We start from the raw sequence: 25,338 nt of genomic DNA on the forward strand, positions 1-25,338 counted from the left end.
TGCACAACGCCCCTGCAGATCTGTGCGCCATAAATTTACCGGTGTGTCCCGGATATTTGCTGTCTCAAGGAGCTTCCAGCAGGATAATGATCCTGAAAAACTTATTCTTGAATACGGAGGAAAAGCTATGGCAAACGATGTTCGTCCCGAAAGCATGGAAAGAATTACAAATGAGCAGCTGGCAAAATCTTTCATTGAGGAGCAGGTTGACATCCTGCGGCGCCAAATCGGAGACAAAAAGGTTCTGCTTGCCCTGTCGGGCGGTGTGGACTCCTCGGTGGTAGCCGCACTGCTTATCAAGGCCATCGGGCGTCAGCTGGTCTGTGTTCATGTCAACCATGGCCTTCTGCGCAAAGGTGAGCCGGAGCAGGTCATTGAGGTTTTCCGCAATCAGATGAACGCCAATCTGGTTTATGTGGATGCTGTGGACCGTTTCCTGGATAAGCTCCAGGGTGAGGCTGATCCGGAGAAAAAGCGCAAAATCATCGGCGCTGAGTTCATTCGGGTATTTGAGGAAGAGGCAAGAAAACTGGAAGACATCTCTTTCCTGGCTCAGGGAACCATTTATCCTGATATCATCGAGAGCCACGGCGTAAAGGCCCACCACAATGTAGGCGGCCTGCCTGAGGATATGAAATTTGAGCTGGTGGAGCCGCTGAAGCTCCTGTTCAAGGATGAGGTACGCATGGTGGGCAAGACCCTGGGGCTACCCGACAACATGGTATTCCGTCAGCCCTTCCCCGGCCCTGGCCTTGGCGTACGCTGCCTGGGCGCCATCACCCGGGACCGCCTGGAGGCCGTTCGGGAATCCGACGCCATTCTTCGGGAGGAGTTCGAAAAGAACGGCCTGTCCGGTAAGGTCTGGCAGTACTTCACCGCTATTCCGGATATGAAGACTGTGGGGGTCCGGGACGGCAAACGGGTGGACGAGTGGTTTGTTATCCTGCGTGCTGTCAACACTGTGGATGCCATGAGCGCCACCATTGAGGAAATTCCCTACTCTCTGCTCAACCATATCACCAAGCGCATCGTCAATGAGGTACCGGGAGTTTGCCGGGTAGTCTACGACCTGACTACAAAGCCTACCGGAACCATCGAATGGGAATAATATTGGGGGCAAAATACTCCTGAACCTGCCTCTTTTTAAAGGGCAGAATCCCTTGACGGCAACATTTTGGCAACATATTTGATCATAAAAAAGTGCAAGCTGATCTTTGCAAGGTCAGTTTGCTCTTTTTGTTTTCAGGGGATATTTCTGTTGTCTCCAGGAAGAAAATTGAAAATTTCCCCTTGTCCCCTTGCTGCCTGTTTGCTTTGCAGCCTCAAACTGAATATCCCGGAAAACATACACAAGCTCCGGCTTCTTTCCCCTTTATATCCTCTGTCCTGGGAAAATCCAATATTCAGCAAAAGGGGTTCGCCATGTGCCCTGACAAAAACAGAGCCCCAGGGGTTCATCCACCTGAAGCTCTGTCCAGTCTGTTTTTTTCTGTTACAGCTGCGTTTTTTCCGCTGCTTCCAGGGCGGCGGCAATCACCTGATCCATGTCGTAATACCGGTACTCTCCCAGACGTCCTCCAAAGAGCACCTGCTCTTCTTTGTCCGCCAGCTGACGGTATTTTTGGTACAGAGCGGTGTTCTTCTCATCATTGACCGGGTAATAGGGTTCCCGGCCGGGCTTCCATTCCACACTGTATTCCCGGCTGATGACCGTTTTGGGCTGGGTGCCGAACTCAAAGTGCTTGTGCTCAATGATACGGGTATAGGGCGTCTCCCGGTCGGTATAGTTGACCACCGCGTTGCCCTGATAGTTGGGCATATCCAGCACCTGGGTCTCAAAACGGACCTCCCGGTATTCCAGCGCTCCCAGGGAGTAACCGAAATAGGCATCGATGGGGCCGGTATAAATCGCCTTGCGGGCCTGGCTGTTCCAGTAATCCCGCTGCTGCAAGTAGTCGGTATTCAGCTGTACCGGGATTCCTTCCAGCATCCGCTCCACCATTTTGGTATAGCCGCCCATGGGAATACCCTGATACAAAGCATTAAAGTAGTTGTTGTCATAGGTCAGCCGCACCGGCAGACGCCGGATGATGAAGGCCGGAAGCTGGTCACAGGGTCTGCCCCACTGCTTTTCGGTGTAGCCCTTGATCAGCTTTTCGTAGATATCCACCCCTACCAGGTTGATGGCCTGCTCCTCCAGATTGGCGGGATGCTCTACAAAACGGGACTGGCGCTGACGCTGGATCTCCGCTTGAGCCTCTTCCGGTGTGACAACCCCCCACATTTTATTGAAGGTGTGCATATTGAAGGGCATGGAATAGATTTCCCCATGATAGTTGGCAATGGGGCTGTTGGTATAGCGGTTGAACCGCGCAAAACGCCCGGCATATTTCCACACTTTCTCATCATTGGTGTGGAAAATATGGGCGCCATACCGATGCACCTGAATTCCCTCTATCTCTTTGGTATAAACATTACCGCCAATATGATCCCGCTTTTCCAGCACCAGGCAGGAATATCCCCTGTCGGTCATCTCCCGGGCAAACACCGCGCCAAACAGGCCGGAGCCCACAATCAACAGATCCACCATTTTTGTCTCCTCCTCAAAAGTCTGTCTTTCTTCCCTCTTCTCAGCAATCCCTTTCTTTCAGAGACGGGAAGCGGAAAGCAGGATCAATTGAATCCCACAGCCTTCTGACTGATTTTATAAGCGGAAACAGCAATCCGTCTGCCGGTCCAGCCGGGAAGATTCATCACCTGGCCCATAATTCCCCACCGCAGACGATGGTACAGCCACAAATCCTGCTGCCGGATATATTCCCACAGCTGGCGCTTTTTCTCCAAATTTTCTTTGGTACCGGAACGGATCAGCATGACAGAGGAGATGATGGTGATAATTTCCACATAATTGAACAGATATCTGCGCAGCTTCCGGTTTTCCACCTTTCGCAGATCCACCTGCTCGATCATCAGACGATTGACCCGAATCTGCTGATCAATGCGGCGGATCATGACGCTTTCATGGACCGATTGATCGTCCCGGCCAATAAAGTAGCGGTAAAAATCCACATTCAAGTAATACAGGGTTTTGACATAGGGCAATGGAACATACACAAACAGATTATCCACATAAAAAGTATGTTTCGGCAGATCCAGCCCGCTGTCCCGCAGCAGTTGGGTACGATAGATCACCGAGTGCATCAGGATGTATTGCCCCTTGGGGAAATATCCTGTATCATCCCAGGTAAAAACCCTGTTCTGCGGCAGCGTACCGGTGTAGCTCATCACCTTTTTATGGCGTGCGCCCACCTTTTCATAAACATAGTTGCACACCAGCATATCCACTGGTTCCGGGGAAGCCGCAAAGGTTCTCAGGGTTTCCAGCACCTTTTCATAGGCTTTGCCGTCCACCCAATCGTCACTGTCCACCACCTTGTAATAAAGGCCGGTGGCGTTGCGCAAACCGGTCATCACAGCAGCGCCGTGACCGCCATTTTCCTGATGAATGGCCCGGACAATGCCTGGATAGCTGCGCTGATACTCCTCGGCGATCTCCGCCGTACCGTCCTTGGAGCCGTCGTTGACGATGAGGATCTCCACCTCGTCGCCGCCCTGGAGCAAGGTGTCCACACAATGCCGCATATACTCCTGGGAGTTGTAGCAGGGAATCGCGACAGACAAAAGCTTCATCTTTTCTTCTCCTTTATTCTCGCATTCCGACACATTTCGGACGCGTCCGATTCTTTCATCCTTTTTTATTATCCTACGAAACAGGAGGCAACGTCAAGGGCGTTTCACTTTTTTCTTTTCCTGTGGGGATGACATTTTCTTTTTGCTGTGATACAATCCTAAAAAATACAAATTTCCCCAAAGGAGACCATCATCTATGAAAAAATTCTGCTCTGAATTCCGGGCTTTTGTCGCAAGGGGCAATGTGATTGACCTGGCGGTAGGTGTCATCATCGGCGGTGCTTTTCAGAAAATCGTCACTTCTCTTGTCAATGACATTCTGATGCCTCTCGTTACCATCTTTACCGGCGGGCTCGATTTTACCAATCATTTTATTGTACTGGATGGAGGACATTACGAGACCCTGGCAGCCGCCCAGGAGGCGGGAGCGGCAGTAATCAGCTACGGCAGCTTTCTGACGCAGGCACTGGATTTTCTGCTGATGGCGCTGGTGATTTTTCTTCTGGTCAAGGGGATGAACCGCCTGGCCCGGGAGACAATTGACCGGAACAAGACGCCCAAGGAGCCCCCTCGCCTCTGTCCCTATTGCAGGCAGGTGGTGGATAAGGAGGCCACCCGGTGTCCCCATTGTACCAGTATGCTGGACGATCCTTCCCTGCGCTGAATTCATTTTCCCGTTATACCTACTTCTGCGGCCATCCTGATTCCAAGGAATGTTCCGGACAAGTATTTTCTGTTTGGAAACAGCTTTTGGAAACAGGATGGCCGCAGCTTTTATAAAACCGCGGGGAATGGGGACAGCAGAAATTTGCCTCTACATCAGCTGAATTTTCTCCAAATTTTTCCTTTCAAAAAAGAAAAAGAACTCTGCTTTAAGCTTTACAATTTCGTCACAAAGTACCCCCTTATTCTATATTGACAAATTGAAGGGCGATGCTATAATATCAACTGTTACCATGCTAACAATATTGGAGGGAGATGTTTCTCCGTGGAAAACGAGCTGCACATCGGTTATCAGATCCGCACCCTGTCCAATCTGATGAAACGGAAAATGCTTCAGCTGCTTCCTTCCCCGCCTGATGATTCCATTACCGGGGTACAGGGGCAGGTGATCGGTTTCCTGTACCATCACCGGGATCAGGACATTTATCAAAAGGATCTGGAGCAGTGGTTCTGTGTCCGCCGGTCCACAGCCTCACGGCTGCTGAAAAATCTGGAGGAACGGGGCATTATCTGCCGTACACCGGTGGCTCACGACGCCAGACTGAAAAAGGTGACACTGACCCCGGAGGCCCTTGCCCGTCAGGAGGAGTTTTACGGCTATGTCCTTCAGCTGGAAGAGACACTGTCAAACGGTCTGACTCAAGCGGAACTGGCCACCTTCGCTCATCTGTGCGACAAGATCAAATCCAATCTCACCTGATCTTTTTGGAGAAGCATTTGTTTGCCTGCGGTACACTCTGCTGTTTTCACAGCCCTTGCCCAGGCTGATCCCAAAGGAGGTATTCCATGATCAAAAAATTGTCCGCCTGTATCCGTGAATACAAAACAGCGTCTTTGTTAGCGCCGCTGTTCGTGACGCTGGAAGTGGTGATGGAGACCATCATTCCCATGCTCATGGCGCTGCTCATCGACAACGGCATTGAAGCCGGAAATATGTCGGAGGTCACCAGAATAGGGCTGTTGCTGGTGGTATGTACCCTGCTGTCCATGTTTTTCGGAGCCTGCTCCGGCAACTATGCCGCTTTGGCCGCCACCGGCTTTGCCAAAAACCTGCGCAAAGATATGTATTACCGGATTCAGGGCTTTTCTTTCGCCAATATCGATAAGTTTTCCACCTCTGGTATTGTGACCCGTCTGACCACCGACGTCAGCAATGTCCAGATGGCTTATCAGATGATCATCCGTATTGCGGTGCGTTCCCCCATCATGTTCATTTTCGCCCTGGGAATGTCCTTCAGTCTCAACGCCCGCCTGTCGCTGATCTTTCTGGCGATCATTCCTTTTCTGGCCCTGGGGCTGTATTTGATCATCCGCACCGCATTCCCGGTGATGCAGAGAGTGTTCCGCACTTATGATAAACTGAACAATGTTGTCCAGGAAAATCTGTCCGGCATCCGGGTGGTCAAATCCTTCGTGCGGGAAAAGAAGGAAAATGAGAAATTTGATGAGGTTTCAGATGAAATCTACACCGATTTCTGCAAAGGTGAAAAGACCCTGGCCTTCAATATGCCCCTGATGCAGCTGGCCATCTATACCGCCATTCTGCTGATTTCCTGGCTGGGCGCCCGTATGATCGTAGGCTCCTCCATGACCACCGGCCATCTCACCAGCCTGCTGACCTATGCCATCCAGATCCTTTCCAGCCTGATGATGCTGTCCATGGTTTTTGTCATGATCACTATTGCCCGTGCTTCCGCTCAGCGTGTCGCGGAGATTCTCAGTGAAGAAAGCAGCATCGTCAATGGCCCCAATCCTGTAAAGGAAGTGGCGGATGGTTCCATCAGCTTCCGCAATGTGGAATTCCGCTATGCCAAGGACCAGGAAAAGCCTTCTCTGTCCGGTATCAACCTGGAAATCGCCTCCGGTGAGACCATCGGTATCCTGGGCGGCACCGGAAGCTCCAAGAGTACCCTGGTGCAGCTGATCCCCCGGCTGTACGATGTTACCAGCGGTCAGCTGCTGGTGGGCGGACGGGATGTCCGGGACTATGATCTGGAAACGCTTCGCAACCAGGTGGCCATGGTACTGCAAAAGAACGTGCTGTTCTCCGGTACCATCAAGGAAAATCTCCGCTGGGGCAATCCGGACGCCACCGACGAGGAGCTCGTTCACGCTTGTCAGCTGGCTCAGGCGGACAGCTTCATCCAGACCTTCCCCCAAAAATATGATACCTACATTGAGCAGGGCGGTACCAACGTTTCCGGCGGACAGCGGCAGCGGCTGTGCATTGCCCGCGCACTGCTGAAGAAGCCCAAGATCCTGATTCTGGACGATTCCACCAGCGCTGTGGACACCCATACCGACGCCATGATCCGCAAGGCCTTCCGTGAAGAAATTCCCGGTACCACCAAGCTGATCATCGCCCAGCGTATCTCTTCTGTTCAGGACGCTGACAGAATCATCGTTCTGGACGGCGGCAAAGTCAACGGCTTCGGCACCCATGAAGAGCTGCTGGCCACCAATAAGATTTATCGTGAAGTTTATGAGTCTCAGATGAAAGGAGGAGATTCTGATGCCAATGATGCGTAACGCCAGAGGCGGCCATTTTTCCATGTCGGCGGAGGACCGCAAGGGCGCCGGCAAGCGGCTGATGGGCTATGTTCTGCGCCATCACCGCATCCGTATCGCTGTGGTCATTGTGGGAATCCTCCTCAGTTCCTATGCCACGGTAGCCGGATCCATGTTTATCAAGGATCTGATCGACGTTTATATTGAGCCTATGCTCCTCTCCTCCCAGCCGGATTTCGGGCCTCTGCTGTCCGCGATCCTGAAGATGGCCTCTATCTATCTGGTGGGTATTCTGGCCGCTTTGCTGTATAACCGTACCATGGTCAGCATCTCCCAGGGAGTCCTGAGGGATATCCGTCAGGAAATGTTCTCCCATATGCAGACCCTGCCCATCCGTTACTTTGATACCCACTCTCACGGCGACGTGATGAGCTACTACACCAACGATACCGATACCCTGCGGCAGATGATCGCTCAGAGCTTGCCTCAGCTGCTCTCCAGTATCGTAACAGTGATACTGGCCTTTGCCGCCATGCTCAAAACCAGTGTTGCGCTGACCGCTATGGTGCTGTGCTGCCTGGTACTGATGATGCTCACCACCAAGGTCGTGGCGGGACGCAGCGGCCGGTACTTTGTGCGGCAGCAGGATTCCATTGGTAAGGTCAACGGCTATATTGAAGAGATGGTCAGCGGACAGAAGGTGGTCAAAGTCTTCTGCCACGAGGAAGCCGCCAAGGAGGGCTTTGACAAGCTCAACGACCAACTGGCCGGAGACGCCTACAAGGCCAACAAGTACGCCAACATTCTCATGCCCCTGATGGCCAATATGGGCAATCTTCAGTATGTTCTCATCGCCATCACCGGCAGCTTCCTGGTTCTCAGCGGCGGTTCCGCTCTCACCCTGGGTGATATCATCTCTTTCCTCCAGCTGTCCCGGAGCTTCAGCAATCCCATCAGCCAGATGGCAAACCAGCTGAACTCTGTGGTCATGGCTTTGGCCGGCGCGGGAAGAATCTTCCGCTTTATTGATGAACAGCCGGAGCAGGATGAGGGCATTGTCACCCTGGTGGACGCCAAGTATGATCAAAACGATCAACTGGTGGAAAGCAGCGAGCGCACCGAGATATGGGCCTGGAAATATCCTCACCCCGATGGAACCGTAACCTATACCCGTGTGCGGGGCGACATTACCCTGGAAAACGTGGATTTTGCCTATGAGGAAGGGAAAACAATCCTTCATGATATCAGCCTGTACGCCAAACCTGGCCAGAAGGTGGCTTTTGTCGGCGCTACCGGTGCGGGTAAAACCACCATCACCAACCTCCTCAACCGTTTCTATGATATTGAGGACGGCAAGATCCGTTATGACGGCATCAACATCAACAAGATCCGCAAATCTGATCTCCGCCGCAGCCTGGGTATTGTTCTGCAGGATACCAATCTCTTTACCGGCACAGTGATGGAGAACATCCGTTATGGCCGTCTGGATGCCACCGACGAGGAAGTACGGCAGGCTGCCCGTCTGGCCAACGCCGATGACTTTATTTCCCGTCTGCCCAAGGGATATGACACCATGCTCACCTCCAACGGCTCCGAGCTTTCTCAGGGCCAGCGGCAGCTAATCGCCATCGCCCGGGCCGCTGTGGCCGATCCCCCTGTAATGATTCTGGATGAGGCCACTTCTTCCATTGATACTCGTACTGAATCTCTGGTACAGAAGGGTATGGACGCTCTGATGGTAGGCCGCACCGTCTTTGTCATCGCCCACCGCCTCTCCACTGTCCGCAACTCCAACGCTATCATGGTGCTGGATCATGGACGGATCATTGAGCGGGGCGATCATGAGCAGCTGATCGCCGCCAAGGGCACCTATTACCAGCTGTATACCGGCGCTTTTGAGCTGGAATAACAAACAAAACATCGTTCTGTCAGCAACGCCCCGGACCACCTGAAAAGATGGCCCGGGGCGTTGTGCTGATATCCAATGATGGAGAAAAGGGAAAAGGGGGTTACGCCCAAAGGGACTCGTCCCTTTGGAAACCCATAGTTGAGGTAATAGCGATCTAGTTAGACGGAGATAGTGCCTGCCGCTGTTTTGGCTGGTACCTTTAGGTTTTATGGGAACGGGTGGGAGGGATGGTTTCTGTTCCTATTCCGGAAGAGGCGGTATCGCCCGCTCGCCGGTTGCCCGGGTAAAGCCGGACAATCCACTCGCTCCTTTTGGCGGGGATTTGGTCTCTGTTCTGAATGGCCGCTGGGTAAAGAGTTGGCGCCAGGGGGTACGCCCAAAGGGACTCGTCCCTTTTGAATCCCGTTGTTGAGGCCATAGCGAGTGAGTTAGTCAGAGATAGTGCCTGCCGCTGTTTTGACTGGTACCTTTAGGTTTTATGGGAACGGGTGGGAGGGATGGTTTCTGTTCCTATTCCGGAAGAGGCGGTATCGCCCGCTCGCCGGTTGTCCAGATAACCTGGACAGGTCCGGGTAAAGCCGGGCAATCCACTCGCTGATGGGATGCGGGAATCGGCCGCCCAAGGCGGCCAAAAGGGGGCGGCGGATAAACCGCCGCCCTCCTCTTCTTGTCTGCACCAAAACTGTTTTCAAGCCGCATTACCTTTATGTCCGATCCTGCACGCGCTCAACCAATTTTATTTCCGTCGCTTCCAAAAACAATAAATATGTCCCAAAATCACCGCTGCGCAAAAAAGCAGCACTGCGCCGCATACTGCCATATCCACTTTTGTGAGGATTCCTCCTGTGATGTGCATCGCCAGGTAGTAAACTGTCCAGATCAGCGCCAGGACGGCAAAGCTCACCAACCATCCAAAATTTCTCACGGCCCCGCCTCATTTCATTGTTTTGCTGATTTCAGTATAATCCCTCCTGTTCCTTCTTTCAAGGGCGATGAAAGGTTCTTCTCCATTTCATTTTCACCTTTTCCTTTTCCGGCAGTGCTCAGCGGGCTGGAATTTCTATCTTTTGCAAATTTCCGTTTAACAAAATATTTTTATCGAAAAACAATAAATAATAATTGACTTTCAGTAAATGCTATGATATATTAAAATCATCAAAGGCGCAAGGAGGCTTTCCCGTCATGTGGAACAAACGTTATTCTGAAATTCTCTCTCTGGTCTGCAATCGCCTGATGATGGGGCTGCTGGCGTGCTGTCTGCTGTGCGGTCCCGCCCTGTGCCGGTGGTATGTGGCTATGGGGGACAAATCTCCTTCCCTCTATCCCATTCTTTTGGGCGCCCTTTATCCCTGCGTATTACTGGGGCTGGCGCTGCTGTTCTGGTTGGACCGGCTGCTGCGGAACATCCACCGGGGTGAAGTGTTCACCTCCGAAAACACCGCCTGTATGCGCCGCATCTCCTGGTGCTGTTTCGCTGTGGCTCTCCTCTGTCTGGGCTTTACGGTGCCCTACCAGCCCTTCATCTTTGTGGCGGTGGCGGCAGGGTTTGTGGGGCTGATCCTGAGGGTGATGAAAAACGTCTTTGCCCAGGCCGTGGCCATCAAAGAGGAGAATGATTTTACCATTTAAGAAAGGGGGACCCACCGTGGCCATCCAAGTGAACCTGGATGTGATGATGGCAAAGCGGAAAATTTCCGCCGGAGAACTGGCGGACCGTGTGGGCATTACCCCCGCCAATCTGTCCATCCTGAAAAATAACAAGGCCAAAGCCATCCGCTTCTCCACATTGGAGGCTATCTGCGAGGCTCTGGACTGTCAGCCTGGGGACATTCTGGAATATACCCCCGACACGGAAAACTAAAAAGGAGCGTTCTTATGGAACAGAATCATCTTCCGGTGGAAGCCATTCCGGCCTCCGCTTCCCTTGGTGTACCCAAAAACAGGTCTTTTCCCCCTTCCATTCCTCCTCAGCCGCTGACCGCCAAGAAAGAGGATGGCCTGCTGGCCTTGCTGGCATTCCCCTGCGGCTATCTTTATATCCGGTTCGTGCTGGGCTTTACGGGCGGTGTGGGCATCACCCTTTTCACCCTGGTATACTGCATCGTGGTACTTACCTGGTTCCGGGCGGGAGGTCATCCCATTCCCGCCAAAAGCTGGCCCTGGCTGGGTCTGACACTGCTGACATCCCTCCATTTTTCCTTGCTGTCCTCCGGTTTTGTCACCTTTCTCACCTTCTTTTTCCTTACCGGCTGCGCTGTCTGGTGGGTAGCAGTGCTTGGGGGCGTGGAGACAGGTTTTGCATGGGATGGTCTGGCAGAGCGCCTGTTCCAGCTGCCCTTCCGGAATTTTGGCTGTCAGTGGCAGGTTCTTCGTCAGAGTTCCAAGAAAAACAGTCAAAACCGCAGCCTTCTGCTGGCACTGATCACAGCGCTGCTGATGATCCCGCTGCTGCTGTATGTAGCGGAACAGTTGGCGGCGGCAGACGATACCTTCCGTCTGCTGATGGAAAAGCTGGCCCTTCTGGATGCTTCCTGGTTTGTGTGGCTGATGATCCGCCTGGTTCTGACACTGCCGGTCTCCGCCTATCTGTTCGGTTTATGGTACGGCAGCTTCCATCACCGTGGACTTCTCACCCTGACAGCGGAGGAAAAGGCCGCGCGGGAAGCTCGCCGCCGTTTCATCCCCGCCGCAGTGGCTGTCACCTCCCTTGGTATGCTCACAGCGCTGTATCTGGTGTTCTTTGGGGCACAGGCCGCAGGGCTTGTTTCCGCCATCGTCCACGGACAGCCTCAGGCTGGTTCCTGGTCTGATTACGCCCGGCAGGGATTCTTTGAACTGTGCCAGGTATCAACGCTGAATCTGGCGGCTTTGTTGGCGGCCCGGCAGCTGACCCGGGACCAGAACAGCGGTGTTATTCGTTTCCTTTGTCGTGTGCTGCCGGTGCAGACTCTGCTGCTTATTGCCACAGCACTGTGCAAAATGGTACTGTACATCCGGGCCTATGGCTTGACCCAGCTGCGGATTTATACCAGCTGGTTTATGATCCTGCTGGCTGTGGTGTTTCTGCTTGAACTGCTGAGCCTTTCGGGGAACTTCCCCTGGCAGCGGTGGCTGGCCGGATTCTTCTGCGGCTGGTTTCTGCTTCTCTCCTTCTGCAATGTGGATGGGATCATTGCCCGGTACAACGTGGAGCTCTACCTTTCCGGCGACGGAGACAGCCTGACTCTTACTCCCCTGCTGAACACTCCTGCGGCAGCGTCTTCTCTCCTGGATGCCCGGGACCGCCTGTCTCCCGACGATTCCCGCCGGGAGGTGGTGGAAGACGCGCTGCTCCGCCTGCGGTATCATCTGGAGGTGGGGTTGGGCCCCTCCTCTCCCCCTCACTGGTACGGCCAGAATCTCCAAAGCCTCATGGCGCTGCATCTGCTCCAGGAAAAAGGACCTCCTCTTTAAGGTGTGTTCCGATTCTTTCCCGTCTGAGCCTTTAAAGGGACTGTACATCCCCCAAAAGGCCGGGGAAAAGAAATATATTCTTTCATTACCTGTAGTCCATCTCCTTTGGGTTTTACACCAAAATCGGACTATCGTGTATAAAAAAACGGCTCCCAACGGGACTCTACATCCCGAAGGGGCCGTTTTTGTTTCCATATTTTCCGGGGGAAATTCTCAGGTATCTTCCGGCGCGTTTCTGCGGTAGATGGCGTAAAGCCCATCCAACAGCAGTGAATCATCCATCTGAATAGCGTGACGGCAGTAAGGAAGAATCAGCTTCATCATCCCCCCGCAGGCGACGATGGTGGAGAACTCTCCCAGCTCCTGTTGGTAGCGGTCAATCATCCCATCCAGCATACTGGCGGCCCCCAATACCACTCCGGAGCGCATACAGTCCACTGTGTTGGTTCCCACCAGCTTCACATCTCCCTCCAGGCTGATGTCCGGCAGCTGGGCGGCGTTGCGGGTCAGAGCATCCAGGGCGATCATCACTCCCGGCATAATGGAACCTCCCCGAAAGCTGCGGTTGCGGTCCACTACAGTAATTTTGGTGGCTGTCCGCAGGTCCAGAATCAGGATCGGCGCCGGATATTTTTCCACAGCGCCCACGGCTGTAGCCACCAGATCCGCCCCCAACTGCCCGGGATTGTCGATGCGGATATTCAGGCCCGTACGCAGGCCAGGCCCCACCACCATCACCGGGATTTCATGGACAATTGTCACCGCCGCCCGGAGCACCGGGGTCAAAGGAGGCACCACAGAGGAAATGATCCCTCCCCGCAATGCCTGACACTGTACTCCGTGAAGCAGCAGGATATCCTTAAGCAGCACGGCGTATTCCGACTCTGTCTTTCGCAGGGAGGTGCGAACACGGGAGACAAACAACAGCCTTTCATCCTGATATACCCCCAGAATAATGTTGCTGTTGCCAATATCAATGGTGAGAACCATGAAAAACTCTCCTTCCGGGACCGGGAGCCATATGCTTCTCCCAAATCACCTGGAAAAGCAGTATTTGGGCCATCCCTTTCTTTTGACGTTTTCATTGTAACACAGGCACCAACACCCTTCAACCAGACCTTGGACAAGGTAAAAAATTTTTCGTCAAAAACACAATATTTTCCCCTTTCCGTTCGTCTATGATAGTAGAAAATCATTTTGAGGCATCAAATCCTGGCTTTTCCCGCACTAATGGAATGAAAGGAAAATTTCCCCATCACAGGTGATTTTGCCGGAATTTATCCGTGAAAACATATCCTGGACAAAAAATGACGGCACTTTCCGGTACACCGACAAGCCGAAGGAAAAGGAGGAATCTGAACATGAAAAAGCGTATCCCTGCTATTTTATCCATTTTTTTGGCCATGGTATTGGTGCTGACCTCTTGCGGAGGCAGTGGAAGCAGCAGCGACAGCATGATGAGCACCGCCCAATCCGCCGCTGTGGAAGCTCCTGCGGCAGCAGAATCCTTCCGTGGTGGAATGTATATGGCTACGGATGGAGCGGCAGATCTTGCCACAGAGGAAATGTCTCCGGAAGAAAACAGCAGTTTGGCTGATCCCCAAACGCCGGACCAGGAGCGGAAAATCATCAAAAACTGCTGGATGCAGCTGGAGACCACCACCTTTGACAGCGCCCTGAGCACCATGAATCAGCTGATTGAGGATGCGGGCGGCTATGTGGAAAGCCAAAGTGTAAGCGGACGCAGTCTGAACAATTACGGGGATTATTATGAACGTTCCGCCTCTGTTACCGCACGGGTGCCAGCTGACAAGCTGGATGAAGTGACCACCGCCCTGGGGGATACCTTCAACATTGTTTCCCAGGAGGAATCCATTGAGGATATCACTGACAGTTACTACGACGCCCAAACCCGCCTGGAGAATATGCAGGTTCAGGAACAGCGGCTGGTGGAGCTGCTGGCACAGGCGGAAAGTCTGGAAGATATCATCACTTTGGAAAGCGCCCTGGCGGACGTCCGCACTGAAATTGAATCCCTCACCGGCCGTCTGCGCCGGATGGACAATCAGGTGGCATATTCTACCCTGACCATGAACATCCAGGAAGTTGTGGAGCTGACACAGATTCAACAAAAGCCCAAAACCTTCGTGGAAAAATTGGGAGAATCCTTCCGCCGTTCCGAGCAGAATATCACCAGTACCCTTCAGGGATTGATTTTCTTCCTGGTGGAGGAAGGCCCTGTCCTTCTGATCTGGGTAGCTCTCATTGCCCTGGTGGTATGGCTGATCCGTAAGCTGGTCCGCCGCCTGCAAAGAAACCGTCCCCCTCGTCAGCCCTTCTCTTTAGTTCCTCCGCCCGGAGGTCCCGGAACTCCTCCCCCCACTTCCCCCACCGTCTCTTCTCCCACCTCAAAACCGGAGAAAGAAAAGCGTTCTGACAACTGATCGTTTTTAGGGTGAGCTCCTCCACGGCGGCGGTGAATCATATTTTTCTCTCCCTTTGTGACTGGAGGTGCCGCTTTATGACCCTGGAGCGATTGTTGGCTTACGCCATTCTGACCCACGCCGGCTTTCCCACCGGCGGACAATACCGCGCCGCCTTGGATCAGCTGATCCGTGAGCGTCCCGGAGATCCTTTGGCTGCTGAGCTGGAAATCTCCTCTGGAGATCTGACCCATTCTATCCACTTATTGGAGCAATATTTTCAGGAAAAGGGCGGTTTTTCTCTGTGGGAATTTGGCGGCTTCCTTCTTCAGGAGATGGAGGGTTTCTATGATCACCGAAAAGATCTGCGCTCCTTCAGCCGTATGGTCTGCAGGGCATGGAAACTATTGCCGGTTATTTTGCAGCAGCTCCAGCCCTTTCGATTGCTGTATTATGGATCAGAAGCTTCCCTGGGGGATGAAAACAGCTGTGAGGAATATTATCTTCAGGCGTTTCACTTTTTCCGTGATTGACTGCCCAGGGTTCTCTTCATCGCTGAAGCTCGTGCCTGTGAAGGAACAGCCTCTCTGAGTATGCCGCTTGAATCCTCACGAAATCAGCGGTGATACCCCCTGTTTCGCGCCCCGGTGGGCGCATATCCTGATTTTTATGATTTTAATTTTGCTTTTTCAAAAAAGGTTTTTCTGCCATCTGGAACAGCCTCTGCCTGCCGGGCAGAGGCTGTTGTTTTTTCCCATGTTTTTTAACAAAAGTTCTACCGATTTTCTGATTATCTTTGCAAATCTCCGCAAATGCTGGAAAGGCTTGTTATATCAAGCATTTCCGGCATTTTGCGTTTCGGAAGATACCCCGCATATCATGGCATTTCGGAGCCTCACTTGGCGTTGAAAAGTAGTAAAACCGTAGTAGAAACGGCGGCTTACTACTACGCCGCCAGCCTGTCCATCGCCGCCTTCGCAGAGGCGTAATCCGCATGAGCGTAATAGTTCAGCGTCATGGTGATATTGGAATGTCCCATGATGTACTGCAGGTCTTTGGGGTTCATCCCAGCGTGGGCGAGGCGGGTGCAGAAGGTATGGCGCATGGTATGGGGCGTGATGTTCGGCAGGGCCTCCTCTGGTTTGTGGTGCTTGTTGTACTTCCTGACAAGCCCCTGGAACATACTCTCGTAACAGGACGCCGTTTTGGGAAGGCCGCTCTGGTTGAGGAACAGGAAGTTGGTGTAGCCCCCGATATTGACCGGGGCGGCCTTGCCCCTGTTCTTCACAGCCCGCTTCAACGCCTGGTAGACCTTCTCGCTCATGGGGATCTGCCGCGCACCCTTTTTGGTCTTGGGCTCGTCCACATAGTAGCCGAGCTCACTGTCCCGCAGGAGCTGGTGGTCCACATGGATGCAACGGTTTTCAAAATCCAGGTCCGTTGTCAATCCGCACAACTCGGAAACGCGGAGGCCGGTCCCCAGCAGAATGATGATCTCATCACAATACTTCCGGTAGACCGGATCGCTGCCGGCGAAGGCCAGGAGGCGGTCCTCCTGATCCTGGGTCAGCGCGGCTTTTTCCTCCGTGTCATCCTCCAGGACATCGGCTATGGCGAAGTTGAACGGGTTTTTGCGGATGCAGTCATCCTCAATCGCCGTGTAGAAGGCTGCCTTCAAAGACCGTTTCCAGTTGCTGATGGTCTTGTAGGCGTAGCCCTTCTCGCTCATCCTGATGGCCCATTCCTTGGCGTCCGACAGCTTCACGCTGTCAATGCTCCGGGACCCCAGAGGGTCCTCTTTCAGAACGGACATCAGGTATTCCCGACCCTTCTCGGTGCTCCGCTTGACATTTTTCCTATGGCTGTTCTGCCGGGCGTAAAGCTGGCAGACCGTCATCTTCTTGCCGATGGTGTCGATCCCATCGTTAATGTCACGCAGGATCTCCTTCACCTTCTCACGGAGCGAAACATCGTCCCGCTTGCCCGTGGGGGTCTTGTCGGTGGGCACCAGTTTCCAGGCATACACGAATTGAGTTTTACCGCAGGCGTCCGTGTACTTGTAAGCGTATCTTCCGTCTTTTCTCTGGCTCTCTCCAGTCCTTAAAATTCGACCTTTGCTATCGCGTCTTTTCTCTGACATGATGGTAAGCTCCCTTCCATCGCTGGAATGAGCCTCGATACGCTACACATATTATAACGCGCCCAGGGCCCATTGTCAGCCGGCCTCGTCAAATAACCTCCAGTTCGTCGATGACTTTCTCAAACTGCTTTCGTTTGATCTGGAGGCGGTTGCCGTTCATAATGAGCCAGTTTGCGTCAGGGTTTTCCTCGGCTAACCTGCGGAGCTTCTTTTCCCCAATACGGAAATATCTGGACGCCTCCTCGATGGAGAGCGTGTATTTTTGCCAGATAGGAATATCGTTCGTGTTCAAATACAACACCTCCTAAAAATTTGCGCGTCCCCTTTCAGAGGACGGTGTTGCAAAAAATAAGAGGCAGAAAACGGATGGCTGCTGGCACAGCTCCACGGGAATTTCACCCCGGCCCATGCTGATGGGTGCGGCGCACGATGCTTTGTGGGCGTCCAATGCGCGAGTCTCATTATCCTGTCTGTGCATCCTCGCCCACAGGCTGCCACACCTGTTTAGCGGCCTGGTTTTGTCGCTCACCTGTTTGGTAGGGGTCCCGTCCTGCGGACTTGCAACAGGGTCTTGGCGCACCGGCCGACCGGCTCCACACAGACAGATCGTATCCGTCTGCCTTATGCTGCGCCGGAGGCCTCCCGCCGGGCTTTCTTTGTCAAGGAGCGATACAGGGCACCACATGGAAAGGGGGGAAACACGCAGCGCCCGGCCCTGAATCAGCTCAGGTCAAAATTCAGGATGGAGATAATCAGCTTCGTTTCCAGCCGCCTGCGCATATCTTCATCCACCAAGGAGTGAGGAAAGCCGTTTTTGTCATAGCTTGTCCTCATGGACAGCGCAGCAATATAGCCGGAATAGTGCTGGATCACCCGGTTTACCGCTTCGGGATTGCCTCCGACAGCGGCAGCGATCACCGGATAAGGGATCAGTGACGCCCGCATATTCGCAGATTTAGTCATCCGCTTCACCTCCCATCAGCTCCTTCAGCAGCCGATAGGCTTTTTGCCTGCGGGTGTTGACCGTCCGGCGGGCCATGTTCATGTACTCGGCGATCTCGCGATCTACCATGTTCAGGAACCAGTGCATCATAAAGATGTCCCGGTCCTCCTGAGAAAGCGCCAGAAGCGCCTCGGCCAGCCGGTCGTCCTCGATCAGAATCACGGCCCCTCCCACAGGGAAGGTCGTGTATTCCCACGAGTAGCGGTCATAAACCGCAAGCTGGGCCATTGCATCCTCCGGCAGCTCGCTGAGTGAGACCTCACGCCGGCTCCGTTTCCGAAGCTGCGTGTAAGCGTTCATTGCTTCATTCTTGATGGATCTCTTGCAATAGCTGTCAAAGGCGTGCTGCTTATGCTCGTAGTGGCGGTCAGGTTTCAAGTTCTCACCTCCCTTCGTGCCGGGAGGCAGTTCTTTTCTTCCCCTTTCGCCCACTACTGTTATGGCAATGCCGCTGTTTGGCTGGTTTCCCGCATTTATATTAAAAAATTTTTTGCCGCTCATAATCGGTTCCTTTCGTTTCGTTCAGGTTGACAGGCCGGAACGAAACGGGGCGGAGAGCGGCAGCCCGCACCCATGCGCAGGTGGTCAAAGGGACGGGCTTTGTGAGATGTGAGCCGTAGTATATAAAAAGCGAGCCATAACTCACTTCCATGAGCATGGCTCGCTGCTGCGTTATTGGAATATTTTTCGTAGTGGCATGGGCGTCCGCCGCATAAGCGGTAAACCCCGCCTTATTTTGACCTCCTTTGTGTTGGCGCTCTCATCCATATCTCCCTTTACTACGAAACATGAGTTATAACTCACTCTGCATGAGTTTTATGGTTATTTATATGAGCGGAAGTACACCCTACAATAATGTAGAGGTGGTGTGTAGTGAACAATCCGCTGGATCTATTTGCATGGAAGGTGCGGTCAGAACGGAAGCGGCAGCATCTGACGCAAAAACAGTTAGCTGAACGCCTCGGTATGACCCCCCGCACGATCATAGATTTGGAGACCTGCCAAAGTAATCCGAAATTTGAAACGGTGGTCCTTGTCGCCAAAGAATTGAATATCAGCGTGGACGCCGCCATCTTCCCGGAAATGGTAAATCAGACAGTCTCGAAAACAGTCGTGGACTTCTTTGCCGGGAAAAGCGAAGCAGAGATTGAAAAGTTTATCGCACTCTGCAAACAGGCGGAAGCCTTCCAAAAAGACGAGTAACGCGGTCGGGTTCGATGTGCCCGGCCGCGTTACTGTTTCACCCGTTTGCTATGCGGGCAGTTTATTCTTCTTTTGTTTTATAAGCATTTTTCAGACGCTCGAAGGACTCCTGGCTGATAACATGCTCCATCCGGCAGGCATCCCTTTCCGCTGTTTCCGGGTCTACGCCGGCTTCAATCAGTCGGTCAGTAAAGAAGCGGTGCTTTTCGTAGATCCGCTCCGCCACTTCCTGGCCCACATCGGTCAGATGCAGGAAATAGTCGCTGTCCATTGTCAGGAACCCCCCGTCCCGCAGGGTCGCCACCGCATGGCACACGCTGGGCTTTGTGACCTCCAGGTGCCGGGCAACATCCACGGAGCGCACCATGCCCATCTTTTTATGAAGAACAAGTATGGCCTCCAGATAGTCCTCCCCGGACGCATGAAGTTTCATCAGTACCTCCTTTTATGAATTAAACGCTTAACTTCCAATTTGCAGAAGCTGTCTGCAAATCGACCAGCCTACGATAGAGGCCATTTTCTTTCATAAGTTCTTCGTGAGTTCCGTTTTCGGCTACAATACCATCTGACAATACAACGATACTATCGGCAGCCTCCACCGTCCTCATTCTATGAGCGATAATAAGAACCGTCTTGCCTTTTACCAGCCTGGATATTGCATTTTGAATTTCTGTTTCATTGTCTACGTCAAGAGAGGCAGTAGCTTCATCCAAAAGAATAACAGGAGCGTCTTTCAAAAGAGCGCGTGCGATAGAAAGTCGCTGGCATTCACCGCCTGATAACGTAGAACCGTTTTCTCCAATCACTGTCTGATAGCCGTCCGGCAATTTTGAAATAAATTCATCACACTGCGCTGCTTTAGCTGCGGCAATCACTTCCTCGTCCGTTGCGTCCTTTTTACCGACACGAATATTTTCCATGATGGTGTTATTAAACAGCACAACATCTTGAAAAACGATAGAGAAGTTTTTCATCAACATGGTTGAATTTAGCGGAGCAATATCGGTTCCGCCCAACAGTATTCTTCCTCCGTCCAGAGGATAAAATTTGGCTGCCAGTTTTGCGACTGTACTTTTGCCGCCGCCGGACGGGCCAACCAATGCTGTGACCTGTCCCTGCTTTGCAGTAAACGAAACATCCCTCAGTACCGGTTTGCCCTTTTCGTAAGAAAACTGGACATGATCGAATGTAATATCGTACCCGTTTGTATGGATATTCTTCTCGCCGGTTTCTTCCGGGTATTCTTCTATTTCTTTCAAGCGGTTTACCTGAAGCTGCACAGAAAACAGCTCTGCCATATTTGACATCGCCCCGGAAAGCGGATCGTACAGGCGGGAGGCAGCAATCAAAAACAGAATATAGGTAAACAGAGAGGTATCTCCACTTACCACAAGACTATTACCTACTACAATCACCGTTGCCAAACCGAGCCGTAAAAACATCTGGCCGGTTGTCAGCAGACTTGCCGTTGTCATTTCGGATGAAATCTGTGCTTTTTCCGCGGCATCCATCTTTGCGTCTAATTTGCGAAGATAATCTTCTTCCTGATTGCAAGCCTTTATATCCTGTACGGTTTCCAAACATTCCTGAATGCCTTCTGCAAGCTCCAGTCTTGCGTTCATGTGCTTTTTGCCGAGTTTTTCCTGCCATTTCCGTGACAGAATAACGATTGCAAATGAAATCGGGGCTACCCAGAGAAGGGCCAGGCCCATTTGCCAGTTGAAAATCAGCAGTCCGATACAAACAATACCTGTGGAGATAACTGCGCCAAAGAATTGCGGAACCGTATGAGAAAATGCGTGTTCAAAGTTTGCACAGTCCCCCATAATGGTGCTTGTCAGATCAGCAAGATCCCTCTGATGAAAAAAGGTCAGCGGAAGTGTACGCAATTTCTCCGCAAGACCGATTCGCCGCCTTGCACTTTCATCATACGTCCCAAGATACGCTGCGGTGTACTGGCAGTAATGAAGTATAAAGACAACAGCCAAAATCGCAATTCCGATCACAGTGTAAACGGCGGCGCTGATCTCTGGCGCGCTCGTTCCCAAAACAGGCGCAAGAAGTTGATTGAGGACGATAGCCAGAAGAATAACAGGAAACATAAGGCTGATATTAGCCAGTACCGAATAGACAATCCCTTTTAACAGGTCTCTTGCCCCCTGATCGCTCAACGCATATTTCTTTTTTAACGTCTTAATCATGCTGTTCATCCTCCTTTCCGACCTTCCATGCAATCGAGGTCCGATAATCCTTCCACATAGAAGAATAAATACCGTTCGCAGCTATCAATTCTTTATGCGTACCTCTTTCTGCAATCTGTCCATCCTTAAACACCAGGATAAGGTCTGCGTCTTGTATCGTAGAGAGCCGGTGAGCAATCATCAGAACCGTTTTGTTTTGTGTCAGCCGCTCAAAGGCAAGCTGTATCTGATGTTCATTTTCGGCATCTGCAAATGCTGTGGCTTCATCCAGTACAATAATAGGGGCGTCTTTTAAGATTGCCCTTGCAAGAGCAATCCTTTGATTTTCACCTCCTGAGAGATATGTGCCTCCTGTTCCAACGAGCGTATCAAGCCCATCCGGGAGGCGGTCAATAATATCTTTGCATTGTGCTTCATCAGCCGCTTTCAGGACTTCTTCCCTGGTAGCGTCCGGGCGGGCCGCCTTAATATTATTCAGCAAGGTGTCCTTGAACAGACGGGTATTCTGAAACACGAAAGCAACTCTTTTCATCAGTTCCTGCTTCTCAATATTGCGTACATCCACGCCGCCAATCGTAACGGAACCTGACTGAACATCATAAAATCGGGGAATGAGGCTTGCCGCTGTACTTTTACCGCTGCCGGAGGCACCAACAAGCGCCACTGTTTTTCCTGTCGGAACCTCAAAGCTGATATGGTCTAAGGCCTTCTCTTTGGCACCTGGATAGGCGAAGGAAACATCCGAAAACACAATCGAAGCGTCTGCCGGGATCAGGGGCTGTTCTGGTTCCTTCAAAGGCTGTTCCTGCAAAATTTCATCCACCCGGCTGACTGCGCTTTTAGCTGCCATAAGCTGCTCGCTGGCAAACATGATACGGTTCATCATAGTTGCACAGACCGGAGTAAACAAACTGTAAAACAGAAAATCCAGCACAACATTTTCGTAAGCTGCCTGGCCGCTGACCCCGGACAAAATAAACATGGCGACTGGAATAAGTAAAACAAATGTGCCGTTCAGTGTTACTGTAAATCCAGTAAGAGGAATACGGCATTTTAAGGCATACCCGGAAGCAAATTTTTCGTATTCTTCTATTGCAGCGTGAAAATTTTTGAAGGAATAAATAGTTTGCTGAAATACTTTTACAACAGGAATACCGCGAATATATTCCACAGCTTCTTTATTCATTGTTTCCAGTGCAGTCATATACTTGCCCATAAACTGCGCATTATCTCCGCCCATCATCTGTTTGAGAAAGATGACACTGATTCCCATAGGTATCAGGCAGCAAATTCCCAGCCGCCAGTCAAAAAGGAAAATCAAAATAATAACGGCAACCGGCATAACTGCGGCTCCGGTCAGATCGGGAAGCTGATGGGCCAGAAATCCTTCTGTAAGTCCTGCATTATCATCAATGATTTTTCTGAGCCGTCCGCTTGCATTTTGGCTGAAATACCCCAACGGCAGCGTCACGATATGATGAATTGCAGATTTTCTCATATTGGTGGCTGTACGAAACGCCGCCAGATGAGTACAGTTCAGGGCGATAAAATAAATTAAAATGCTTGCCGCTGCAAACACAACCGCCATCCACGCATAATGGGCGCTCCCCGTTGCAAGAGATATATCCCCGGCAGCAAAAGCCTGGATTAAATCGCGGATGACGAGCCAAATGCAAACAAAAGGCAGCATAGATAAAATGGTACTGATCCCGGAGAGAACACATCCCAAAACGGTCAAAACATGGAATTTCCCTGCATATCCGAACATTCTGGACAGTTCTCCATTTTTTTGCTTATCCATAAGCAAGGCTCCTTTCGCAATAATAGACGGGTTAGCATCTTCTAACCCGTCTATTATCATAAAATCATTCGGTTGTTTCTGCCACTCCATACAGAGCGTATCTATCCAATCAGACACATAATTCATTGACACATAAGGCAGGAATATAAGCGGGACAAATTTTCCTGTAACGGAAATGCTTCTACATGACCTTCATCAACGAAATGCAGAACCCGATTGCAAGTCATAGCGGCAAATTCATAATCGTGGGTAATGATTAAAATGGTCTTTCCTTTTTGCGCCAGAGCTTTCAAATGCTCCGATATTCTCATCATATTTTTGAAATCAAGACCGCTGGTAGGCTCATCCAAAATCAAAACGGGGGTATCTATCCAATCCGATACTGCAAGAGCGAGCCGTTGTTTCTGCCCGCCGGAAAGAGTAGCGGGATGCCGTTCTTTCCATTCAAACAAGCCATATAGTTTTAGCAGATCATCGCGTTGCTCCTGGGTACTTCCTTTTCCGTTCAATAGCAGTTCTTCTTCTACGCTGTCCCCAAACAACTGGCAATCTGTATTTTGCATAACAAAGTAGGCAAAATTCTTCCTTTTGCCTTTAGATACCTTTGTCCCGTTATATATGACCTGACCCTCTTTTTCCTTTTGCATACCACAAAGAATATTCGACAAAGTAGTTTTCCCTATTCCGTTATGGCCTACAATCGCAATCAGGTCGCCAGCATACGCCCGAAAAGATATATCGTGGAAAACCGGATGTTTGCGATAGGAAAACGTCAAATCCTTTACCTCCATCGTCATATCTTTTTCTTTTGTAGGGGGAATATCTACTTCAATATGGTGTAAATCTGCCGCCCGTATTCCTATGGCTCGTCTTTTTTCTTCTGGAATAGAGAGCAGTTCTCCCGCCGTCCATTCTTCTTTTATGCTCCCGTTTTCCATATAAAGAAAACGGTCTGCAAGGTCAGTAAGATAATAAAGCCGGTGTTCAGCAACAATGATTGTGTGGCCTTCCGCTTTTAGTCCACCCATCAAATTTTTAAGCGCCTCAACGGAATACATATCCAAATTGGCCGAAGGTTCATCAAACACATAAATTTCCGGGTCAACAGCATTGACGGAGGCCACCGCTATTTTCTGTTTTTCTCCGCTGGACATCGGATAAATTTCTTTCCCGCGCAGCATATCTCCGTTAATACGTTTGATCGCACTTGAAACCCGTCCATCCAGTTCTTCATACGGAACGCCATAGTTTTCACACCCGAACGCAATTTCATCCTCTGTAATACTGGCAAAAAACTGGCTCTTTGGATCTTGAAAGATTGAACCTACTTTTTTCCCGATTTCATACAGAGGATATTCCGATATGCTGCGTCCCAGCAGTGTGACTCGCCCTTTCAGCGTCCCTTCGTAAAATTGTTCAGCTAACCCGTTTATCAATCGTGTTAAAGTTGTCTTTCCGCAGCCGCTCCCTCCAGTCAGAACAAGGAACTCGCCCTTTTTTATATCGAGGCTGATATGATGGATACTTTCTGTTTCGGCTCCCGGATATTCAAAAGATACATCTTCAAACTGGATAACGGATCGCCTTGCTTTATCATTTACCATTATGCTACCGTCCTTTCCAGCACAAAATAGAGTGCGGTTACGCAAACAGCAACCACGCACATAATCCAATCTCTTTTTTGAAATTCTATCTTCCTGCGGCAGGTATGTTTTCCCGGATTGGAAATCCCCCTGCTTTCAGCAGAAGCTGCGAGTTCTTCAGCTATTCTGGATGAACGGAAAATAACAGGCGTAACAATATACTCCATTGCGTCCAGAGGATGTTTCCATGACAACAGCTTTCGCAGCCGAAGTGAGGCAAACACATCGGAAAATTCACTGCGCACAGTAGGGAAGAAACGCAGCATGAAGGTTACGGGCAGGGCAATTCCATCAGGAGCGTGGATTTTCTTAAAAACTGCTACAACTTCTCCCGGCGGCATACCAATCACGGGCTGCGCAGCCATAACCATCATCAAAATACGCAGCACCATGAACAGGAACATTTCCGGCATAAGAATGGTAATGCCCTGTCCTCCTGAAAGCAGCCTCAACACGATAAAAACACCGCAGACGATTAGATATTTTATTGTCTGCCTGCCAAAGCCCTGAATAATCAAATACACGCTCAAAACGCCCAAAAGTGTGTATATCAAAATGTCGCTTGTGAGCACCGCCACAAGCGACATAGTGAGAACTATGACAAGCAATTTGGTCCGAAAATCAAATTTCATGCTCATAGT

24 protein-coding genes are annotated in these 25,338 nt (G+C 51.3%); 11 read left to right on the forward strand and 13 right to left on the reverse strand.

The genetic code is table 11. From position 1 onward, the window contains the following. Positions 1 to 127: 127 nt before the first annotated feature. Positions 128 to 1,108, forward strand: a complete 981-nt coding sequence (guaA, locus tag BQ5383_RS05900; RefSeq protein WP_076944453.1) for a glutamine-hydrolyzing GMP synthase — start codon at positions 128 to 130, stop codon at positions 1,106 to 1,108. A gap of 384 nt (positions 1,109 to 1,492) precedes the next feature. Here the strand turns inward: guaA and glf are convergent, their stop codons facing one another. Beyond that, positions 1,493 to 2,590 (reverse strand): UDP-galactopyranose mutase, encoded by a 1,098-nt coding sequence (gene glf / locus BQ5383_RS05910; protein ID WP_071430278.1) that lies wholly within the window; start codon positions 2,588 to 2,590, stop codon positions 1,493 to 1,495. 83 nt (positions 2,591 to 2,673) lie between these two features. Beyond that, positions 2,674 to 3,690, reverse strand: coding sequence for a glycosyltransferase family 2 protein (locus BQ5383_RS05915; protein WP_071430280.1), 1,017 nt, complete (start codon positions 3,688 to 3,690; stop codon positions 2,674 to 2,676). A gap of 196 nt (positions 3,691 to 3,886) precedes the next feature. Between BQ5383_RS05915 and mscL the strand changes: the two genes are divergently transcribed. The 4 genes from mscL to BQ5383_RS05935 all read left to right on the forward strand — a co-directional run bounded on the left by mscL (position 3,887) and on the right by BQ5383_RS05935 (position 8,830). Continuing rightward, the gene (mscL, locus tag BQ5383_RS05920; RefSeq protein WP_071430282.1) at positions 3,887 to 4,354 is read left to right on the forward strand and encodes a large conductance mechanosensitive channel protein MscL; all 468 of its coding nucleotides are present in this window, start codon (positions 3,887 to 3,889) and stop codon (positions 4,352 to 4,354) included. 324 nt (positions 4,355 to 4,678) lie between these two features. Continuing rightward, positions 4,679 to 5,113 (forward strand): MarR family winged helix-turn-helix transcriptional regulator, encoded by a 435-nt coding sequence (locus BQ5383_RS05925; RefSeq protein ID WP_083389857.1) that lies wholly within the window; start codon positions 4,679 to 4,681, stop codon positions 5,111 to 5,113. A gap of 86 nt (positions 5,114 to 5,199) precedes the next feature. After that, positions 5,200 to 6,942 (forward strand): ABC transporter ATP-binding protein, encoded by a 1,743-nt coding sequence (locus tag BQ5383_RS05930; RefSeq protein ID WP_071430284.1) that lies wholly within the window; start codon positions 5,200 to 5,202, stop codon positions 6,940 to 6,942. Further along, positions 6,935 to 8,830 carry an ABC transporter ATP-binding protein gene (locus BQ5383_RS05935; protein ID WP_071434902.1) on the forward strand — a complete coding sequence of 632 codons (1,896 nt, stop codon included), beginning with the start codon at positions 6,935 to 6,937 and terminating at the stop codon, positions 8,828 to 8,830. The genes BQ5383_RS05930 and BQ5383_RS05935 overlap by 8 nt, the downstream gene beginning before the upstream one ends. A 736-nt stretch (positions 8,831 to 9,566) precedes the next feature. Here the strand turns inward: BQ5383_RS05935 and BQ5383_RS05940 are convergent. Beyond that, a complete protein-coding gene (locus BQ5383_RS05940) occupies positions 9,567 to 9,755 on the reverse strand; it encodes a hypothetical protein (protein ID WP_071430286.1) in 189 nt (62 codons plus the stop codon). A 257-nt stretch (positions 9,756 to 10,012) separates the two neighbouring features. On the opposite strand from BQ5383_RS05940, the gene BQ5383_RS05945 reads away from it, so the two are divergent. Genes BQ5383_RS05945 through BQ5383_RS05955 form a run of 3 tightly spaced genes read left to right on the forward strand, consistent with a single transcriptional unit; the run spans position 10,013 to position 12,283 of the window. Continuing rightward, positions 10,013 to 10,459 carry a DUF2975 domain-containing protein gene (locus BQ5383_RS05945; RefSeq protein WP_071430288.1) on the forward strand — a complete coding sequence of 149 codons (447 nt, stop codon included), beginning with the start codon at positions 10,013 to 10,015 and terminating at the stop codon, positions 10,457 to 10,459. Between the two features lie 16 nt (positions 10,460 to 10,475). After that, complete coding sequence (locus tag BQ5383_RS05950) at positions 10,476 to 10,691, forward strand: helix-turn-helix domain-containing protein (RefSeq protein ID WP_071430290.1); 216 nt, start codon at positions 10,476 to 10,478, stop codon at positions 10,689 to 10,691. A gap of 14 nt (positions 10,692 to 10,705) precedes the next feature. Continuing rightward, entirely contained in the window at positions 10,706 to 12,283 is a 1,578-nt protein-coding gene (locus tag BQ5383_RS05955; RefSeq protein WP_071430292.1) for a DUF4153 domain-containing protein, read from the forward strand. Between the two features lie 213 nt (positions 12,284 to 12,496). On the opposite strand, the gene BQ5383_RS05960 is transcribed toward BQ5383_RS05955, so the two are convergent. After that, complete coding sequence (locus BQ5383_RS05960) at positions 12,497 to 13,273, reverse strand: type III pantothenate kinase (protein WP_071430294.1); 777 nt, start codon at positions 13,271 to 13,273, stop codon at positions 12,497 to 12,499. Positions 13,274 to 13,644: 371 nt separating this feature from the next. Here BQ5383_RS05960 and BQ5383_RS05965 point away from each other — a divergent pair, with 371 nt between their 5' ends. Together BQ5383_RS05965 and BQ5383_RS05970 are read left to right on the forward strand one after the other, a co-directional pair. Then, a complete protein-coding gene (locus tag BQ5383_RS05965) occupies positions 13,645 to 14,727 on the forward strand; it encodes a DUF4349 domain-containing protein (RefSeq protein ID WP_071430296.1) in 1,083 nt (360 codons plus the stop codon). A gap of 77 nt (positions 14,728 to 14,804) precedes the next feature. Beyond that, complete coding sequence (locus BQ5383_RS05970) at positions 14,805 to 15,239, forward strand: hypothetical protein (protein ID WP_071430297.1); 435 nt, start codon at positions 14,805 to 14,807, stop codon at positions 15,237 to 15,239. 413 nt (positions 15,240 to 15,652) lie between these two features. Here the strand turns inward: BQ5383_RS05970 and BQ5383_RS05980 are convergent, their stop codons facing one another. From BQ5383_RS05980 to BQ5383_RS05995, 4 genes are all read right to left on the reverse strand, one after another. Beyond that, a complete protein-coding gene (locus tag BQ5383_RS05980) occupies positions 15,653 to 16,846 on the reverse strand; it encodes a site-specific integrase (RefSeq protein WP_071430301.1) in 1,194 nt (397 codons plus the stop codon). 88 nt (positions 16,847 to 16,934) lie between these two features. Continuing rightward, entirely contained in the window at positions 16,935 to 17,138 is a 204-nt protein-coding gene (locus BQ5383_RS05985; RefSeq protein WP_025654190.1) for an excisionase, read from the reverse strand. A gap of 428 nt (positions 17,139 to 17,566) precedes the next feature. Continuing rightward, positions 17,567 to 17,809, reverse strand: coding sequence for a helix-turn-helix domain-containing protein (locus BQ5383_RS05990; RefSeq protein ID WP_071434904.1), 243 nt, complete (start codon positions 17,807 to 17,809; stop codon positions 17,567 to 17,569). Continuing rightward, positions 17,802 to 18,227 (reverse strand): RNA polymerase sigma factor, encoded by a 426-nt coding sequence (locus BQ5383_RS05995; RefSeq protein WP_071434906.1) that lies wholly within the window; start codon positions 18,225 to 18,227, stop codon positions 17,802 to 17,804. Before BQ5383_RS05995 ends, BQ5383_RS05990 begins: the two co-directional genes overlap by 8 nt. A gap of 495 nt (positions 18,228 to 18,722) precedes the next feature. Between BQ5383_RS05995 and BQ5383_RS06000 the strand changes: the two genes are divergently transcribed. Then, on the forward strand, positions 18,723 to 19,052 hold the full coding sequence (locus tag BQ5383_RS06000; RefSeq protein ID WP_071430303.1) for a helix-turn-helix domain-containing protein: 330 nt from the start codon (positions 18,723 to 18,725) through the stop codon (positions 19,050 to 19,052). A gap of 61 nt (positions 19,053 to 19,113) precedes the next feature. On the opposite strand, the gene BQ5383_RS06005 is transcribed toward BQ5383_RS06000, so the two are convergent. The 5 genes from BQ5383_RS06005 to BQ5383_RS06025 all read right to left on the reverse strand — a co-directional run bounded on the left by BQ5383_RS06005 (position 19,114) and on the right by BQ5383_RS06025 (position 25,335). Continuing rightward, complete coding sequence (locus tag BQ5383_RS06005; protein ID WP_071430305.1) at positions 19,114 to 19,485, reverse strand: metal-dependent transcriptional regulator; 372 nt, start codon at positions 19,483 to 19,485, stop codon at positions 19,114 to 19,116. A 19-nt stretch (positions 19,486 to 19,504) separates the two neighbouring features. After that, positions 19,505 to 21,253, reverse strand: a complete 1,749-nt coding sequence (locus BQ5383_RS06010; protein ID WP_071430306.1) for an ABC transporter ATP-binding protein — start codon at positions 21,251 to 21,253, stop codon at positions 19,505 to 19,507. Beyond that, complete coding sequence (locus BQ5383_RS06015) at positions 21,246 to 23,054, reverse strand: ABC transporter ATP-binding protein (protein ID WP_071430309.1); 1,809 nt, start codon at positions 23,052 to 23,054, stop codon at positions 21,246 to 21,248. Before BQ5383_RS06015 ends, BQ5383_RS06010 begins: the two co-directional genes overlap by 8 nt. Positions 23,055 to 23,176: 122 nt before the next feature. Then, entirely contained in the window at positions 23,177 to 24,658 is a 1,482-nt protein-coding gene (locus BQ5383_RS06020; RefSeq protein ID WP_071430311.1) for an ABC transporter ATP-binding protein, read from the reverse strand. Then, positions 24,658 to 25,335, reverse strand: a complete 678-nt coding sequence (locus BQ5383_RS06025; RefSeq protein ID WP_071430314.1) for an energy-coupling factor transporter transmembrane component T family protein — start codon at positions 25,333 to 25,335, stop codon at positions 24,658 to 24,660. The genes BQ5383_RS06020 and BQ5383_RS06025 overlap by 1 nt, the downstream gene beginning before the upstream one ends. Between the last annotated feature and the right edge of the window lie 3 nt (positions 25,336 to 25,338).

The organism is Angelakisella massiliensis (assembly GCF_900104675.1).
GTDB lineage: Bacteria > Bacillota > Clostridia > Oscillospirales > Ruminococcaceae > Angelakisella > Angelakisella massiliensis.